General features: G+C 46.7%; 13 protein-coding genes and 1 tRNA gene. 10 read left to right on the top strand and 4 right to left on the bottom strand.

The genetic code is table 11. The features are described from left to right. Window positions 1-369 precede the first annotated feature (369 nt). The 5 genes from AM1_RS18380 to AM1_RS18360 all read left to right on the top strand — a co-directional run bounded on the left by AM1_RS18380 (window position 370) and on the right by AM1_RS18360 (window position 10,025). Entirely contained in the window at window positions 370-735 is a 366-nt protein-coding gene (locus tag AM1_RS18380) for a response regulator (protein WP_010472888.1), read from the top strand. Window positions 736-741: 6 nt separating this feature from the next. Further along, entirely contained in the window at window positions 742-1,269 is a 528-nt protein-coding gene (locus AM1_RS18375) for a chemotaxis protein CheW (RefSeq protein ID WP_010472886.1), read from the top strand. A 193-nt stretch (window positions 1,270-1,462) separates the two neighbouring features. After that, window positions 1,463-3,985 (top strand): methyl-accepting chemotaxis protein, encoded by a 2,523-nt coding sequence (locus tag AM1_RS18370; protein WP_012164389.1) that lies wholly within the window; start codon window positions 1,463-1,465, stop codon window positions 3,983-3,985. Between the two features lie 69 nt (window positions 3,986-4,054). After that, window positions 4,055-7,216, top strand: coding sequence for a hybrid sensor histidine kinase/response regulator (locus AM1_RS18365; RefSeq protein WP_012164388.1), 3,162 nt, complete (start codon window positions 4,055-4,057; stop codon window positions 7,214-7,216). Between the two features lie 79 nt (window positions 7,217-7,295). Beyond that, window positions 7,296-10,025, top strand: coding sequence for a DEAD/DEAH box helicase (locus tag AM1_RS18360; protein ID WP_012164387.1), 2,730 nt, complete (start codon window positions 7,296-7,298; stop codon window positions 10,023-10,025). Here the strand turns inward: AM1_RS18360 and AM1_RS18355 are convergent. Then, window positions 10,022-10,783 carry a response regulator transcription factor gene (locus tag AM1_RS18355; RefSeq protein ID WP_010474929.1) on the bottom strand — a complete coding sequence of 254 codons (762 nt, stop codon included), beginning with the start codon at window positions 10,781-10,783 and terminating at the stop codon, window positions 10,022-10,024. The genes AM1_RS18360 and AM1_RS18355 overlap by 4 nt on opposite strands. A gap of 951 nt (window positions 10,784-11,734) precedes the next feature. On the opposite strand from AM1_RS18355, the gene AM1_RS18350 reads away from it, so the two are divergent. Both AM1_RS18350 and AM1_RS18345 read left to right on the top strand, forming a co-directional pair. Next, a complete protein-coding gene (locus tag AM1_RS18350) occupies window positions 11,735-12,094 on the top strand; it encodes a DUF6464 family protein (protein WP_012164386.1) in 360 nt (119 codons plus the stop codon). A 52-nt stretch (window positions 12,095-12,146) separates the two neighbouring features. Next, window positions 12,147-12,539 (top strand): MAPEG family protein, encoded by a 393-nt coding sequence (locus AM1_RS18345; RefSeq protein ID WP_012164385.1) that lies wholly within the window; start codon window positions 12,147-12,149, stop codon window positions 12,537-12,539. A gap of 12 nt (window positions 12,540-12,551) precedes the next feature. On the opposite strand, the gene AM1_RS18340 is transcribed toward AM1_RS18345, so the two are convergent. Then, a complete protein-coding gene (locus AM1_RS18340; RefSeq protein ID WP_012164384.1) occupies window positions 12,552-13,328 on the bottom strand; it encodes an HAD family hydrolase in 777 nt (258 codons plus the stop codon). Between the two features lie 80 nt (window positions 13,329-13,408). Then, a tRNA-Gln gene (locus tag AM1_RS18335) sits at window positions 13,409-13,480 on the bottom strand. A 143-nt stretch (window positions 13,481-13,623) separates the two neighbouring features. On the opposite strand from AM1_RS18335, the gene AM1_RS18330 reads away from it, so the two are divergent. After that, entirely contained in the window at window positions 13,624-14,256 is a 633-nt protein-coding gene (locus AM1_RS18330) for a class I SAM-dependent methyltransferase (RefSeq protein WP_012164383.1), read from the top strand. Window positions 14,257-14,478: 222 nt separating this feature from the next. On the opposite strand, the gene AM1_RS18325 is transcribed toward AM1_RS18330, so the two are convergent. Continuing rightward, window positions 14,479-15,009, bottom strand: a complete 531-nt coding sequence (locus tag AM1_RS18325; protein ID WP_012164382.1) for a zinc ribbon domain-containing protein — start codon at window positions 15,007-15,009, stop codon at window positions 14,479-14,481. 222 nt (window positions 15,010-15,231) lie between these two features. On the opposite strand from AM1_RS18325, the gene AM1_RS18320 reads away from it, so the two are divergent. Further along, on the top strand, window positions 15,232-16,296 hold the full coding sequence (locus tag AM1_RS18320; RefSeq protein WP_041659961.1) for a hypothetical protein: 1,065 nt from the start codon (window positions 15,232-15,234) through the stop codon (window positions 16,294-16,296). After that, window positions 16,277-17,428, top strand: a complete 1,152-nt coding sequence (locus tag AM1_RS18315; protein ID WP_012164379.1) for an LptF/LptG family permease — start codon at window positions 16,277-16,279, stop codon at window positions 17,426-17,428. Before AM1_RS18320 ends, AM1_RS18315 begins: the two co-directional genes overlap by 20 nt. Window positions 17,429-17,465 lie beyond the last annotated feature (37 nt).

Here is a 17,465-nt window from a genome sequence, read left to right as displayed (position 1 = left end):
GCCAACACTCTCAGTCAAAGACATGCTCAACTATACAAGGGAACTTAGTTCTTCCCAAGTCAATAGTTCCCAGAAGGGCAGCTCTTCTTTGCATGCACAGAGCAAGTCTTTTTACTCCTAAGGAATTGATCCTTTCCCTGGAACAAAACAATCCACAGATTGGCAAATTGTATGTTAGGGGAGGGTATCCTAAGTTCGCAGGGGAAATTACCCTCAATAACTTCGTTCTTGGCTGTTCTGTTTGAAGCTAGTCTACTCGGGTAAATGACTGATACTATTTGTCAAATTACTTCAGACCACTTTCACCTTTACCGTAGCAGCCAATACTTAAATGTGAGTAGCCCTAGCGAAGATGTCAGGTAGCAATAAATGCAAAAAGTTTTAGTAGTTGATGACAGTATTACACAGCGACAACTCATGAGCAATGCTCTCGAAGACATGGGACTCACGGTTTTGATCGCAACAGATGGAGTAGAAGCGCTTGAGCAAATCCAATCAACGCAACCTGATATTGTGGTCCTAGATATCGTCATGCCTCGAAAAAATGGGTATGAGGTTTGTCGCGAAATAAAGTCTAACCCAACAACTCAAAATGTACCAGTTGTAATTTGTTCCTCAAAAACAGAAGACTTTGATCGGTACTGGGGGATGAAACAAGGGGCAGATGCTTATCTGACCAAGCCGATACAACCAAGAGAATTACTAGTCATAGTTAGGCAATTACTAGAAGGTTAGATCCTTATGGTCAGTCACCAAGATATTGTTGCAGATACAGATACTAATCAGCTTTCCAATCTCCAGGAATTACAAAATCCTGAAGGAGACTTATTCTTAAGATTCTTTATTGAGTCAGGCCAAGAATTTGCATTACCAGCCCAAGGTATTCGGGAAGTACTAGCATTAGCCCCCGATCAAATTACGCCGATTCCCAATGTCTCTCCTGTGCTGATGGGTGTCTTAAATCTGAGAGGTCAGGTTGTTTGGGTCACAGATATTGGTCAGTTCTTAGGCCATCCTAAACCCTTGGATACAGATTGCCAGGAAATATCGATCATTGCGATCGAATCCCAAGAAATCACGGTGGGTCTGGCAGTTGACAAAGTGATGGATATGGATTGGCTTGATGCTGACAGGCTAAGTCCCTCCCTCAGTGCACCAGACAATATGGCCCCTTTCTTGAAGGGAGAATGGGTACTCGGTGACTCCGAACAATATTTACGATTATTGGATCCAGAAGCAATTTTGAGATCAGCCCGGTGGGCGACTTAATTCCAAGAAGGGGGAAGGGGAATGGCTAAACTTGGCAAGTCTAGAGGTTAACCTTCAAAATCATTCCTTAAGTTTTGTTCAATCTTAGTGGTTTAATTCATCTCAGATAGTTTTTTCAACATTCTCTATCACACCCCCGAAAATTATTCGCTTCAGTTAGCATTTCGACTCATCCAGTGGCAGGAGCAGACAGATGTCATTAAGTACTCGATATACTCAGGACTATCAACAAGCAGTGAGTGACTATATGAAAGGTCACTACCAAGAAGCTGCCGAAACGACAGACCAGCTAGTAAAAGAGTATCCTGACGATCCAAATCTGCGATTACTCCGAGGACATATATATAGTTGTCTTCAAAAATACGAAATTGCTAACCAACAATATAAGTCTGTATTAGAGTTGACTCATGATCCGGAGTTGCTTGATTGTGCTCGCAACAGCTTGGCGGATTCAACTCGATACCTTGAATCGGGCTATGGCTATTCCGAGCCGATGCCCTCTATCGATAACAACAGTGCTGCTTTGACCATGACGAATGGGAATGAGCCGCAATTGGGTGAAGCGGGAGTTGCCCAGCCCTCATCCTCACTGCAGACAACGTCTGATGGTGAGTCTTCAACTGCGGATGACAACCCATTTGCAGTCAATTCAAACCCCTTTGATGATTATGTGTCCGCTCCTCTGGTTGCTGGGAATACTAACAGACAGCCCTTGGTTTCGGATAGTTTTGCTGATGGAGAAGACGATACGTTACTCATGAACAAGAACCATTCAACATCCGATTCAGAAAGTTCCGATACTCGGCCGTCCGGTATTTTCAGCGATTCCGAAAGCGATGCTATTCAAAGTGAATTTACTGATATTAGTGGTGTAGACAATACCATACAGACTTCTGATGCTGATGCCTGGGATGAACCCTTTGATTTGGCAGGAGAGAATACAATCCAATCTGCTGACTTAGATTTCTCAGATTCCATCGATCAAACTGAATTTCCCATGTCTGGGATTGATTTATCTGAAGAACTATCCATGGATGGTTTAGAAGGGGATGCAGAAATAGATTCCTTTGATCCAGCAACCGAGTTCGATCTGGATCCAAGTTTGCTGAACTTGGCAGAAGATGAACAGGATTTGATTGGAGATACCGGATTAATCAATGTAGCGGAGAATGCACAGGCGCTAGCCATTGATGATCTCCCTCCTTCATCGGACTTGGCCGCGTCATCACAGTCAGGATTTTTAGGGGATTCTCAAGATGGCAGCGCTTTCTTCTCTGATGGCCAAGGGGCTGCCCTATCCAAAAAACCAGGGGGAATCTTAGCTCCTTTTACCAATGCCTCATTGCAGCAAAAGCAAATTATTATGTCGACCACTGCGGGAGTCGTTTCGGCGCTGGCAGTGGTCGGGGCTGGCCAACTGACCTCTCAATCTACGGCCACGACAGGAGCAGGTGCACTAGCAGCCGGTATGGCCGGTGGTGTGACGACCCTAGCCCTTGGACAAATTATGACTCGGCAAATCAAGTCTTCAACTAATGATTTGCAAACTCAATTGACTGCCGTAGCCCAAGGTGACTGGAGTGTTCGGGCTACTGAGTTTTCTAAAGATGAATTTGGTCAATTAGCTACTAGCTTTAACCAAATGACTCGTTTTATTGAGTCAACAACAGCTGAAGTGCAGCGCAAAGCAGAAGAACAGGAAAAGGCTAAAGAAGACTTGCAGCGACAAGTGATTCGTCTACTGGATGATGTAGAAGGGGCCGCGCGGGGTGACCTGACAGTTCAAGCCGAAGTCACGGCTGATATTTTAGGCGCAGTTGCTGACTCTTTTAACCTCACCATTTATAACCTCCAAAAGATTGTTAAACAGGTTAAGGTAGCTGCCCAGGAAGTGAATAAAGGAGCAGCTGAAAACGAAGAATTTGCCCGGGGCTTATCTTCTGATGCGTTACGACAGGCTGAAGAGCTGGCCGTCTCACTCAATTCAGTGCAGATGATGACTTCATCTATTCAACAGGTGGCAGAAAGTGCGCGTTCTGCAGACCAGGTGGCTCAAAAAGCAACTGAGGCTGCTCTAAAGGGTGGAGAATCTGTAGAAAGTACAGTAGCCGGTATTCTTCAAATTCGAGAAACAGTGGCTGAAAGTACCCGAAAAGTGAAGCGCCTTGCTGAATCTTCCCAAGAAATTTCCAAAATTGTCGGTTTAATTTCACAAATTGCGTCACGCACGAACCTACTGGCCCTGAACGCTAGTATTGAGGCCGCTCGGGCCGGTGAATCGGGGCGTGGTTTTGCGGTTGTTGCGGATGAAGTTCGTCAACTAGCCGATCGGGCGGCCAAGTCATCTAAAGAAATTGAGCAAATTGTTTTACAAATTCAAGGTGAAACAAGCTCTGTGATGATGGCCATGGAAGAAGGCACCCAACAAGTTATTGAAGGAACCCAGCGGGCTGAACAAGCCAAGCGTTCGTTGGATGACATTATTCAAGTCTCTTCCCAAATTAACCAGTTGGTGGGTTCGATTACCAAAGCGACTGCTGAGCAAACGGAAACATCACGCTATGTATCTCAAGTTATGCAGTCCGTTGAATTAACCGCCCAAGAAACTTCTCAAGAAGCACAACGGGTGTCCGACTCCCTGCGAAATATGGTGAGTGTTGCCAGCGAACTTCAATCTTCTGTGGAGCGATTCAGAGTGGAAGGCACTGAATTCTAAAGCTTCATCGCCTTATTTCGACATCATCAATTTGACTTATCGTTTTACAGCATCCTAAGGGAGATGGTAATGCAGCCAGAACAACAGCGGATTATGGTCTACTTTATTGAGGAAGCTAAAGAGCACCTCAATACAATCGAGCATGGTTTGCTGAATTTGCAGACCGTTGTTGCCGATCCTGAATCGTTGAATGAAGTATTCCGTGCAGCTCATTCGGTGAAAGGAGGGGCAGCAATGCTGGGTATTCACAGCATGCAGCATATTTCTCACCGTTTGGAAGATTACTTCAAAGTGCTGAAAGAGCATGACCTTCCGGTCGATCAGAAGCTAGAGTCTTTACTGTTTAAAAGTTTTGATGCTCTCCATATTCTGACAGAAGAATTAGAGCAATCCTTTGGGTTGTCGGATGAGTTGTCAGCCAAGACCCTATCAGAGATCGACCCGGTTTTTGCTGAAATCGACAGCCATCTGACTGAGATAGCAGGTCCAGGCGTTGATATTAGCGCCCTATTAAGTGATGCGCCTGCACCTAAACCACAAACAACAACAGCCGAACCAGAGGTGTTGGATGCTCAATGTCTTGAAATTTTCCAAACAGACATTCTGCAATATTTACGAGAGATTCTGGGATTATTCAAACAACCTGATACACCAGAAAATCGCCAAACATTAGCTAAAATCTGTCAAGATCTGGGTCAAGTCGGACAGGAATTTAAACTCAAAGGCTGGTCTGAACTCTTGGAAGTGGCAGGTGTTGTTGTTACTCATCCAAGTAACTCCTTTGCGACTCTTGCTGGGGTTATCGTTCCTAATATTAAGGAAGCTAGAGATTTAGTTTTAGCCCAACGTGCAGCCGATGTAAAGCCGATGCCTGCACTGCTAGATTTGATGCCTGCACTGGATTTCGGTGATTTGGGAATTACGGATTCAGCCGAGACTGAAACAGAAGATTGGTTAGATATATTTGCAGATGACGACACGAGTGCATCAACAGATGCAGACAAGGGAGGTTCTTTTCTCGATGACTTGTTCAATGAACCTGCATTAAACTTCGACACGTCCACTAATGCTGACGTTCCTGAGCCTGTTGCTGCTGCAGACACTAATTTTGCCAACTTAGACACCTTGTTGGCTGAGACATCAACACAGGAAGCCACTACCCCCACGGTGGCCCAGTCAGAGGATGACTTTGACGATCTTGAAAAACTCTTAGAAGAGCCAAGTCGTCCCGCGAAGGCCAAGCCGCAGGCTAAAGCACCACAGAAACGCACGGGTACTAAACCATTGCGAAGGGGGAGTGCAATTGCACAAACCATGAAAGTTCCTGTGAAGCAATTGGATAATCTAGGGAACTTAATTGGTGAGTTGGTGGTTAGTCGTAACTCCCTAGAAGATAGCCAAAATCGTTTACGGCAGTTTCTGGATAATTTATTGCTGCAAGTTCAGCAATTAAATGATCTTGGACGCAATATGGAAGATCTGTATGAGCGTTCGTTGTTGGAAAATTCATTGTTGAGTAGTCGTCAACAGCAGGCCGTTGCCAGTGGAAACGGTGGAAATGGCAATTCTGGCCACTCTACAGGCCAGCAGTTTGATGCCCTAGAAATGGATAGTTTCACGGGATTTCACACCTTATCCCAAGAGATGATTGAGCGCATTGTTCGGGTGCGTGAAGCTGCTTCGGATATTGAATTTATTGTTGGAGGCACCGAGCAAGTTACGCGGATGTTCCGCCAAATTACGACTCAGGTGCAGGAAGGCCTGACACAGTCACGGATGGTTCCTTTCTCTCAAGTAGCAGAACGACTCCCTAGAGCAGTCCGGGATATTTCCATGAAGTGTGGTAAAAAAGCCAGGCTCGAATTGGAAGGTCGTGACACTCTCATTGATAAAAGTATTTTGGAGCGGTTATATGATCCGCTAACACACCTAGTCAACAATGCTCTGTTCCACGGCATTGAAGCACCAGACGTTCGCCAATCTTTGGGTAAAGCTGAAGAAGGGGTCATCAAACTCCGGGCCTTTTATCAGGGGAATCAAGCCGTTATCTCAATCATGGATGATGGTGCTGGCATTGATGTTGAGCGGGTGAAAGCAAAGGCCGTTCAGAAGAACTTACTGACCCAAGATGAGGCTGACAACCTATCTCGCCAAGAAGCTTACGCCCTCCTGTTTAAATCGGGATTCTCGACCCAGGATCAAGCGAATGATTTGGCGGGTCGTGGCGTAGGCATGGATGTGGTGCGCAACAGTATCCATGAAATTCGAGGGGTGATTAATACGGATTCAGGGATTGGTAAGGGCACGACGTTTACCATTCGACTCCCGCTGACCCTCAGTATCACGAAGGCTCTATGTTGTATCGATAATTCCACACAAATGGCATTCCCGATTGATGGGGTGCAAGATGTGATTGATCTTCCGAAGGAACAGTTACAGCAAGATGCGGATGGTCAAGTCTTGGTGACCTGGCAAGATAAGCAGTTGCCTTGCAAACCACTCGGAGAATTGCTGGCCTATAATCGTCGATTTAAGCGTAGTTCATCCTATAACGCTAGTAATACGAAGGATGATGGTATGGCATCGGTGGTCATTCTGCGAAGCGCAGATGATCTAGTCGCCATTGAAGTGGAACAGGTTTTGGCAGAACAGGAAATAGTCATTAAACAATTAGCGGGGCCAGTTCCCAAACCCATGGGTATTGCTGGCGTCACGGTGCTGGGTGATGGTGGCATTATGGCCATTGCTGATGTGATGGAACTGGTAGATCTCTGTTTGGATCGCCTAGAGGTGAACAGTAATCTCTGGAAGAGCATTCTGGAAAACACAGAGGTGGAAGAAGATACCGATCCGATGGTGCTCATCGTGGATGATTCGATCACGGTAAGGGAACTGCTGTCCATGACTTTCAATAAGGTGGGCTATCGAGTGGAACAAGCTCGTGATGGCCAGGAAGCCTGGGAGAAACTGAGATCTGGACTACCCTGTGATTTAGTCTTCTGTGATGTGGAAATGCCTCGAATGGACGGATTAGAGTTACTATCTCGTCTACAGCAAGATGATGATCTGCAGGACTTACCCGTAGCGATGCTGACATCGAGAGGGGCAGCTCGCCATAAACAAATGGCTACAGAGCTAGGGGCAAAAGGATATTTCACCAAGCCATATTTGGAAGAAGTCTTGCTGGAAGCTGCCCAACGGATGTTGAATGGGGAAGTCTTAGTCAAATAAGGCGGTTCCTGGCGGGGTAAAAGACTATGCTTAAGCTCAGGGAGTTATTCCTAATGTTGGTCTTAGCGAGTGAGCGGGCATGCCCATTTCAGTACCTGAATTTCAGCAGTTATTCCCGTACCAGCTTGATGAGTTTCAGCAACAAGCCATCAATGCTTTAGATGCCAATCAATCGGTAGTTGTATCAGCACCAACTGGTTCAGGCAAAACTATGGTGGGTGAATATGCAATCTATCGAGCCTTACAGCATGGGCAGCGCGTTTTTTATACCACCCCCCTGAAAGCACTCTCAAACCAAAAGCTGAGAGATTTTCAGCACATGTTTGGGGACCAGGCAGTGGGGCTCTTGACAGGGGATCTTTCAGTGAATCGATCGGCCCCTATTTTGGTGATGACAACGGAAATTTTCCGCAATATCCTCTATGGCACGTTGACGGACGTGGTGAATACCTCTTTAGAGGGGGTGACATCGGTCATTTTAGATGAATGTCACTATATGAATGATCGTCAGCGAGGGACGGTGTGGGAAGAATCTATTATTTATTGCCCTGCCGACATCCAACTCATCGCCCTATCGGCAACGGTTGCGAATGCGCAACAACTCGTAGATTGGATGAGCTGGGTGCATGGTCCCACTCAACTTATTGAATCTGATTGGCGTCCTGTCCCTTTGGCCTATTTCTTCGCGAATGCCAAAGGACTGTTCCCCCTCCTAAATCAAAAGCACACAGCCCTCAACCCGAGGTTAAAAGCCCAGGCGAAAAAACATCATGGCCATCGGCATCAGCGTCGCGCTGATAGTCCTGATGTCATCGCAGTGTTGCAGCATTTACGAGAGCGGGAGATGTTGCCAGCTATTTATTTTATTTTTAGTCGCAAGGGTTGCGATCGCACCGTCGAATCCACCGCTCACCTCAATCTTCTAACCCCTGCGGAATCCGCCCAAATGCAGATACAGATTGAGACGTTTCGACAGCAGCATCCCGATGTGGGACGGCCCCAACAGTTTGCTGCAATCGCCCATGGTATCGCGGCTCATCATGCGGGCTTACTTCCCCAGTGGAAAACTTGGGTGGAGGAACTCTTTCAGGCAGGATTAATCAAAGTCGTATTTGCGACGGAAACGCTAGCGGCAGGGATTAATATGCCTGCTCGCACCACCGTGATTGCCAGTTTATCCAAGCGAACGGATTTAGGCCATCGGTTACTCACCGCTTCTGAAGTCCTACAAATGGCCGGTAGAGCCGGGCGGCGAGGTATGGATACTCAAGGCTATGTGATTACGGTACAGACGCCGTTTGAGGGAGCCAAGGAAGCAGCCTACCTGGCTACGATAGGGCCAGATCCATTAGTCAGCCAGTTCACACCAAGCTACGGCATGGTGCTGAACCTGCTGCAAACCCGGACCCTAGATGAGTCGAAAAGATTAATCGATCAAAGCTTCGGTCAATATATTGCCAGCGTACAACTGTCACCTCAGAAACAAGCGATCGCAGATCTGCAGCAAGAGTTGACCCTATTGCTGCAAAAACTTGGCACCATCGACGAAGGCGCTTTAAAGAGCTACCAAAAATTACAGCAGCGCCTTAAAGAGGAACTCCGTTTGCTCAAGATTTTGGATCAGCAAGCCCAAGAAACGCTGGCTAGCGAACTCACCTTAATACTTGACCATATTGAATCAGGGGCAATATTGAGCTTCACTCCGCCTAAATCGAAAACGCCGATTGCCGGTGTTTTTGTTGCCAACATCCCCAGTCCTGGCCATTTTCCTTATCTGGTGTGCCTGAGCCAAAATAACCACTGGTTCGTAATTGCTCGGGGGGATGTGATGCATTTGGACGGGCAGTTAAATCGCCCCACTCAAGCCCAACAACTCACCGTCCCGCCATCCTTAACGAAAAAAGGACAAACTCAACAAGGCGATGCCACTAGCCTTCAGGTTGCGGAACAGGTTCCAGACAGCACTTGGCAACCCGCACCAGAAGTAATGCATCAACAGCAGCGGTTGCAAGCGGTCGAATCTCAAATGCAGCAGCATCCGGCCCATGCTTCTCGTCAGGATCACAGTAAGTTTGCCAGGTGGCAACGGCGGGTAACAACCCTAGAAAGACAGCTTCACGATCGAGAGACAAAATTTAATCGCCAATTTCAACATCAGTGGCAAGCTTTTATGGCATTGGTAGAGATCCTCCAGAAATTTCGTGGGCTAGAGGATTTGAGGCCCACAGAACTAGGTCAAATCACCGCAGCCTTCAGAGGAGAAAACGAACTCTGGTTGGGACTAGCATGCCAGTCGCAAGCGCTTAATACCCTCGATCCTCATATTCTCGCTGCGGTTTGTGCTGCCTTGGTCGTGGACAATACCCGTCCTGATGTATGGCTCAAGTTTCGTCCTAGCGCGACAGTTCAACAAGCAGTCAAGCCCTTACGCCCTATACGACGTCAACTGATTCAAACCCAACACCGCTATGAAGCCCCCTTTCCCGTTTGCTTAGATACTGATTTAGTCGGTTTAGTCGAGCAATGGGCCTTGGGCATCAGTTGGAGCGATCTCTGCGATGCTACTAGCCTAGATGCAGGAGATTTAGTTCGTATTCTGCGACGCACGGTAGACTTGCTCTCGCAGATTCCCTACGTCCCCTATCTATCTGAAGAGCTAAAGAAAAATGCCAGACGCGCAGAGCAGCCCATGAACCGCTTTCCCATTAGCGATACAAGCTTACTGCCTGATGCAGCAATTGAAGAAGATCTTGCTAAAGACTTGTTACCTGAAGACTCAGTGCCTGAACCGAGTGAACTTTCGAACTAGGTAACAGAAGCTTGGTTTTCCTCATTCGTGGCTTCAGCATTCTCTGCCTCTGCCGTGTGAGGCAGCTCTAGGCAATATCCCGCCCCATAGACCGTTTTGATGTACTGAGGATGACGGGGATCGGGCTCTAGCTTAGTGCGCAAATGGCGTACATGCACCCGAATGGTTTCAATATCATCATTCGGATCATAGCCCCAAACTTCCTGGAGAATCTCGCTAGGCGAGACGGTTTGGCCATGACGCTGAAGCAGGCAGTGCAGCAGCTCAAACTCTAAACGAGTCAGCTTAATCACTTTATCAACCCACAACACTTCAAACCGCTCAGGCACCAGGGTCAGGGGGCCATAGCTGAGAATTTCACTATGGCGGGCCGCTTGCGGAATGCGATCGGTTCGTCGCAGCAGGGCACGAACCCGGGCCAGCATTTCCTCTAGTTCAAAGGGCTTGGTGAGATAGTCATCGGCTCCAGCATTAAATCCTTCGACCTTATCCTGGGTCTGGCTGAGAGCCGTAAGCATCAGGATTGGAATATCGGCGGTCCGCTGATCACGCCGTAATCGTTGGCAGATGGTAAAGCCATCCACTTTGGGAAGCATTAGGTCCAAGATGATCAAATCTGGCAGTAGCTGGACGGCCAACGCTTGCCCTTTAATCCCGTCAGTTGCTTGGGCTACATCATAGCCTGCCATTTCCAGGTTGATCGCAACCAATTCTGCGATCGCAGGATCATCATCAATAACAAGTATCCGGGTTTTCATGCAAACTGCTCAGTGTGGACAATATTAAAGAGGTGCAAGCGCATCGGTTAACAATGATTGAGTCAGAAGGTTTTCTTCAGAATTAAAACAGGCTTGTAAAGATTATAAACAAGGATAATTTCATCTTTCCCACCCACTTGTCTAAACTTAAAGCCCATTCTAAAGAGAAGTTAGAGCTTCTTGAATCCACCTCAGCATAATCAAAAATTGAAGAAATTGTAAATTTTTTCGTGAAATGATCTTAATTTTATACTTTATCAAGGATTTTTAAATTTCATTTGCATGATAGAAAATGACTTCCAATAATGCAACCTAAATCTTTACAAGATTAGACGAGAACTGGTCCCGTCACCTCAACACTTGGGTTGCAGCTCACTATATGAATCTGAATCTCCATTATCTTGCAAGCATTGGAAGAAGGAACATAGCCAAAATCTCTTATAAGCTTTTAGGACCACTGGAAAGCAGATATCTAACTCATGACCTATCTTCAGTGTAGAGAATTCAGATGAATTCCTGTGGATGCCCAAAAGAGGAGTGACTGTGTAGGAGCCTTGTTATCCACATTTCAAGGGGACAACCCGGATCTCAGAAGCAAACTATGAGGCCACTCAATGGAGGTTTTATCTTGTTGTCGAGGATGAGGTCCTAAACTAGTCCATCAAGACTATGGAAACTGGCTTCTATCTTGACCTTGGTCAATATGAAAGCTTTAGCTCTAAGTATCCAAGTCATAAAAAATTTATTGAACACAGCGTCCATCTACGCAGAAGGACTGGTTACTCTACCATCTTTTATCATCCTTGAATGACTACGGTACTGGGTGATCGCTGACCTTTAGTCTACTCATCAAGATCATGAAGCAAATAGGCAAGGTCGCAGTTAGTACTCCTCTTGAGTCGGGGTGAGAGAACGTGTAACGTAACATCAATATACAGACTGAAGCTGAGTATGAAGCCACACCATATTCTCACTGAGATTCACCTTTATCATCCGCCTCAGTCCTTGGGCCATCTCTATTTGGCAGATAGTCCCCAACCTGGCGCGCAATTAGAAGTGGCGGGCCAACAGTATACAGTCTTAGAACGGCGACATCGCTATCAACTACAAGCGAATCATTATCAACTTCACCATCATATTGCTTTGTATGTGCAGCCAGCACTTGGCGCTATCAATACAATGGGTAGCATTGGCAATGAGAATTGCGAGTACAATGCACATTCAGCTTTATTGCGATGTGCGATTAACCCGGATGGGCCTTGCAAAGATTGCGTCTTTTTTCTTCCCAAGACGAACATATCGCCATTCTGAATCTGAAACCCTACAAATTGCCTAAACCTAATCAAATAGAGGAGTATTGTTGATGTCACCTTGGCCAGCGTTAATCAGCTTGCTTGCGTTATTACTATATTTTGTGGTCACCATTAATGTGGGGCGTGCCCGAGCAAAATATGGCATTCCAGCCCCTCAAATGTTTGGCAATCCTGATTTTGAGCGGGTGTTACGAGTCCAGCAAAATATGCTGGAGCAGCTAATTTTTTTCTTGCCGGCTCTATGGATCTTCTGTTTCTATCTCAATCCGCTATGGGGATCGGGATTAGGCATACTCTGGGTAGTTGGACGTGCTCTTTATGCTTGGGGATATTATCAGGCCGCCGAGAAACGAGGTCCTGGCTTTGCTATTGCGTCTTTAAGCAGTCTAGTGCTGGTCCTAGCAGGGCTAGTCGGTGTTGTCTTAGCCTTGATACCTGCCTAACTTCACAGCCTCTTACACAACCCATTGACTTAAGGAGTGGCAAAACTGCTCTAGGTCTAAGGCATGAATGCGTTGATCCTGCTGGGCACGTTTGCGATCTCGCGCCGTATTGTATCCCCATGTCCCAAGGAAAAGGCCAATCTCTGCCAAATCAGGTTGTTCTTTCACTTGCTCCAATGCAGCGATCCGATCTTCCACAAACCAGATGGGTCCAGCCACTTCTGGGATCAGCAGTCTTAAGGTCTCGTACTTGGGGCGACGGCAGTCTTTGCCATAGATGTGATCACGGGACAAGTTCACGCCCGCATCTTGGAGCAAGGTATAAATAAATCGACTTTCTTTAGTGCTGATAATAATAACTTCAATAGCCTGACTGAGGGTTTGGAGGGCAGAAACGACCCCAGGATAAAACTCATGTAAGGCCAACCAGTTTTCTAGATCTGAAGCAATCCAGTGATCACGCACCCCATCGACCTGTTGGACCAAGCTTTTTCGATCCAGATCTTCATCGGCAACGATGCGATCACGAATTGAGTACCAGTCTGCTAACACCTGTGCTTCAGAAAACCCTTTCAAAATGGCACGCAGTAGGACAGGCATTTCCCAACCGGTCTCAATCACAGGACGCAGGTGATAGAAATGTTCTGCTAACTCTGGAGCAGGCTCTGACGTTGAGGTCGGCCAGATTCTGCTATAAGCTCGCCAAGTGGTGAGGAAATATTCTCGCAAACCATTGCAAAGAACACCATCAAAATCAAGGGCTAAAGTCTGGGGTAAGGATAAGCTCATGGCTTTAGAGTGATCATGCCGTCAGCATTCCCCAGGCAAAGTACTCACTTTTGCCTCAACTGCTAGCGTTTTCAAATAAACTGGGGCGGAAGGATTCGAACCTCCGAATGCCTGGACCAAAACCAGGTGCCTTACCACTTGGCGACGCCCCAATGCGACAGTAATTTTTTCAGGCTCGAATATCTTAGCAGTTTGCTTCCCCAAACTGTCAACCTTTATCTCCGACTTTCCCAAAAAAATACCTGTGCATCGATTGTCCTTGCTAGTATGACCATAGATCAGGCCTAATCCCACAATGACTGCGAATGTTCTAGCTGCCAAAACCCGAGTATTCGATCAGTGGGCTCCCAATTACGATTGGTTGTTCACAACAGTGTTTTATCAAGCCGTTCATCAACGTCTGTTGAGCTATGTCAATTTGCCTAAGGATTCACCGGCTGCTGTCCTAGATATCGGTTGTGGTACAGGTAAGCTCCTCAACCGCTTAGCTTCTCAATTCCCTCAATTGCAGGGAACAGGACTGGATCTATCCCCAGAAATGCTACGGCAGGCTCGTCAACGGAACAGTCACCGCCCTCGCTTAATTTTTGTGCAAGGGGCTAGTGAAGCCATGCCTTTTGCAGATAATCAATTCCAGGCTGCTTTTAGTACCATCAGCTTCTTACATTATCCGGATCCACAACAGGTATTCTTAGAAATTGGGCGTGTCCTCAAACCCGGTGGTCAGTTTCATTTAGTCGATTACACAACCTTCTTAGAATTAGGCACTCAGCACAATATTGCGGGTTTGGGTGGTCAGATGTATTTTTATAGTCCGCAGCAGCGCAAGACGCTAGCAGCAAATGCTGGCCTGATCTGTAATGCTCATCATTCGTTGTTAGGGCCTGTATTACTCTCCATATTTCAAAAACCCAATCTGTCTTATTAAGATTATTCAAGTCATTCAATTTCTGCATCGATAAGTCATTTTCACATCATGATCTCAAAACGACTCACTTTGGGGTAGAGACACACGCTACTATCAGTTGCAATGAGAAAAGGAATTTCTGCTCTTTTTTGATGACGATCTGAGTTACTGCCCTTGCCAGGACAATAGGAGTACTTTGGCATTCTGAACCCAACGGGCTAATGGGAAAGGATTCAGCCAGTCTCAATGAAGCCGATGACCACAATTGGCACAGAATTTATCGGTAGCTGCTACAGCCATCCCACATTGACTACAAAAATTAGTCTGTGATGCCTGGGTCACTGTCGTCGTTGTTCCCATACTGAGATGCATATTTCCCATATGCATCTGCATAGGCTGCATACCCATCACCATATTCCCCATGGTCAAGGGCTGTAAGGGCGGCATAGAGGGTATGGAAGGCGTGGGAGTTTGCACAATTTGTTGAAGCGGTACACTTTCGAGGGTATGCCGAGGAGGCATCGCTTCCATGGGGCGAATCTGATGATTTTGCACTAAGAGAACATAAGCCTCTTGAGCGGTCTCGATTCGGATAATATATCCCTGCAGACTCCGAAATAGCTCTGGAGAGGTGGTCCAATGTCCCGTCGAGAAGCTGTGACTTGTTTGTTGCTGCTGGCCAGGTGAGGCTGCAACAGCAGTAATGATTGTTTGGCTATCTTGATTCTCGAGATAAATGGTGGAGCCTACACCGAGTTCACCGACATATGCCATACCCCATGGCTCCTTTATTTTGGATCGCAATTTTTACTGGTGTTATCTCCATTGTGAAGGGATTGGCACTATCTCGTGATCCTTCTATGGGGTTCTTAACACAAATCTTGAGTGTTCAACACTATTAGATCAACACTCACAGCCTCTACAGCAAGAGAAATCTGACAAAACGGCAAGGAATAACCCATGGCATAATGGGTCGGCAACGAGGTAACGGTGGTTATGGTCAAACGCTCGACAACAGAGGATGTGCAAGATACATCCGCACCCATCAGAAATGGAGAATTTACCTTACAAGTCCCTGATCCAGACGATGAAGATATCTCTGAATTTGATTTTCAGCAGCAGGTTGGGGCAGCCTGGGAGGTTTGTGATCGGTTTGACTTACAGACTGATATTTGGCGAGGTCGAATTTTGCGAGCAATTCGCGATCGCGAAAAAAATACGGGCGAAGGTCGAGGCGGTAGCTTTCTCAACTGGTTACAAAACAACGAAATTAGCAAGAGTCAAGCCTATAGCTGGATAGAATTGGCCAATAGTGCTGATACCCTCTTAGATGCCGGACATTTAGAGCCTGACTCCATCAATAACTTTAGTAAGCGAGCCTTCGTTAAAACAGCCCAGTCTGCTCCCGAGATCCAAGAATTAGTGAGTGAAACAGCCCGCCAAGGGGAGCGAATTACCACTCGTGAAGTTCAACAGCTCTCGGATGAGTGGACAACTATGACCTCAGATTTGGTTCCGGCTGAAATTAAGACTAAGGCGGCCAACCAAACCATTCCCATTCGCCACGTAGCCCCCCTCGTTAAGGAACTGGAAAAATTACCAGAAGCCCATCAGAATACTATTCAATCTGAACTTGCTGCTAGCCCCGATCTAGATACTCTCAAACAAGCCACAGCAGAAGCCAAACAACTCGCCAAATATTTAGAGGCATTTGGCAATGTTCAAGCCCTCACCGAACAATCCATTGATCTAGAGTCCAGTTTAGAGGAAGCACTCCGGCTAGGCTGTCTCAATATCACAGCAGACTTAGTCAACCAGGCCTCCCAACTAGAGCATATGGTGGCTAAACTCTATACCACCTGGCGCCGACTGCGCCGACTAACGGACAAACTGCATAATGCATCTGGAGCCAGTACCCCCCATTTACAATCGCTATTACAAGCACTAGAGCGTCTCTATAGCGATGTTTTAGAGGTAGAACTAGGTGCATCTGGCTCTAATCCTTCTGAGACGATTAGTATCCAGGTCCTATCCGAATCCCATGGCTCTGGCTCAGATTAAACGGTCTAGGAAACTCAGAAAATTCCGAATTTCTCGCTTAGATCGCTTTATTCTGCGAGCATTTTGGATGCCCTGGGTCTTTGCCTTTGGTGCCTTTACAACCATTAGCTTTAGTATTGGTGCTCTGTTTGATACCCTACGGCGTTTAACAGAAGGGACCTTATCAAGTGTTGATGCATTACAAGTTTTGGTTTTACAGCTCCCTCGCTTTATGGTGCTCGCCCTACCCATGTCGATGCTCCTAGCCCCTTTACTCACCTATAGCCAATTAGCCCGAAAGAACGAGCTCATAGCTCTTAAAGCTTGTGGGACAAGCGTTTACCGTGTCATCCGACCCGCCCTTTGTTTTAGCCTGATTGTCGCTGTTTCCACCCTCACACTTAACGAGTGGATCGTTCCTCCAGCAACGGCAGCAGTCCATCGGCTGCAAGCGCAGCAAACTGTGAGTCAGATTACAGCGATTCCTCGCCAAAATATTGTGCATCAAACCTATCACCATCAGCGACTCACTCAACTGTTCCATGCCCGCGCTTTTGATGGTGAAGCACTTCACCAATTGACGATTTTGCAGTTTCAAGATCGTCACCTACATCACATCTGGCTAGCCAAACAAGCTATCTGGGACAGCACGCACCAACAATGGATATTATCCCAGGGGACGCGATATACCATCGATCCAGTCTCAGGGTTATACCAACAAGTTGTTCCCTTTAAAAGGCACCCCTTTCATCAGGTCAGTCCCCAAGAATTAGCCGAAGTTGCACATCAACCTATCAGCCTGCATGAAACTCAGGCACTGATACAGCAGATAAAACAGTCAGGAAATTTACCAACACTGCAACGTTTGCAAGTGCGCTGGCATGCACTGATGGCTTTTCCCTGGATCGGAGTGGGATTTACGCTGATGGGATCATCATTAGGATGCCAGTCAACCTCAAAGCAAGGTTCATTGGGCTTTGGGTTAAGTAGCCTGCTAATTTTTGGTTACTATACCTTCTCGTTTATCTGTCAGACCTTGGGAGATGCAGGCATCTGGTCAGCTAGCATAGCAGGCTGGCTGCCGATCGTCGTTTTACTCACCATAGGCAGTGCTTTACTTCACCACAACAATACCTATTCAAAGCGCTTCTGAATAGAACCAACACTCTCGACCCTGACTCGTTAAACAC

The organism is Acaryochloris marina MBIC11017 (assembly GCF_000018105.1).
GTDB classification, from domain to species: Bacteria; Cyanobacteriota; Cyanobacteriia; order Thermosynechococcales; family Thermosynechococcaceae; genus Acaryochloris; species Acaryochloris marina.
This window is presented reverse-complemented; position numbering and strand designations above follow the sequence as displayed.

Excerpts from the sequence above, each read along its gene's own strand:
- AM1_RS18380 (WP_010472888.1), top strand. The coding sequence starts at position 370 with ATGCAAAAAGTTTTAGTAGTTGATGACAGTATTACACAGCGACAACTC.
- AM1_RS18375 (WP_010472886.1), top strand. The coding sequence starts at position 742 with ATGGTCAGTCACCAAGATATTGTTGCAGATACAGATACTAATCAGCTT.
- AM1_RS18370 (WP_012164389.1), top strand. The coding sequence starts at position 1,463 with ATGTCATTAAGTACTCGATATACTCAGGACTATCAACAAGCAGTGAGT.
- AM1_RS18365 (WP_012164388.1), top strand. The coding sequence starts at position 4,055 with ATGCAGCCAGAACAACAGCGGATTATGGTCTACTTTATTGAGGAAGCT.
- AM1_RS18360 (WP_012164387.1), top strand. The coding sequence starts at position 7,296 with ATGCCCATTTCAGTACCTGAATTTCAGCAGTTATTCCCGTACCAGCTT.
- AM1_RS18355 (WP_010474929.1), bottom strand. The coding sequence starts at position 10,783 with ATGAAAACCCGGATACTTGTTATTGATGATGATCCTGCGATCGCAGAA.
- AM1_RS18350 (WP_012164386.1), top strand. The coding sequence starts at position 11,735 with ATGAAGCCACACCATATTCTCACTGAGATTCACCTTTATCATCCGCCT.
- AM1_RS18345 (WP_012164385.1), top strand. The coding sequence starts at position 12,147 with ATGTCACCTTGGCCAGCGTTAATCAGCTTGCTTGCGTTATTACTATAT.
- AM1_RS18340 (WP_012164384.1), bottom strand. The coding sequence starts at position 13,328 with ATGAGCTTATCCTTACCCCAGACTTTAGCCCTTGATTTTGATGGTGTT.
- AM1_RS18330 (WP_012164383.1), top strand. The coding sequence starts at position 13,624 with ATGACTGCGAATGTTCTAGCTGCCAAAACCCGAGTATTCGATCAGTGG.
- AM1_RS18325 (WP_012164382.1), bottom strand. The coding sequence starts at position 15,009 with ATGGCATATGTCGGTGAACTCGGTGTAGGCTCCACCATTTATCTCGAG.
- AM1_RS18320 (WP_041659961.1), top strand. The coding sequence starts at position 15,232 with ATGGTCAAACGCTCGACAACAGAGGATGTGCAAGATACATCCGCACCC.
- AM1_RS18315 (WP_012164379.1), top strand. The coding sequence starts at position 16,277 with ATGGCTCTGGCTCAGATTAAACGGTCTAGGAAACTCAGAAAATTCCGA.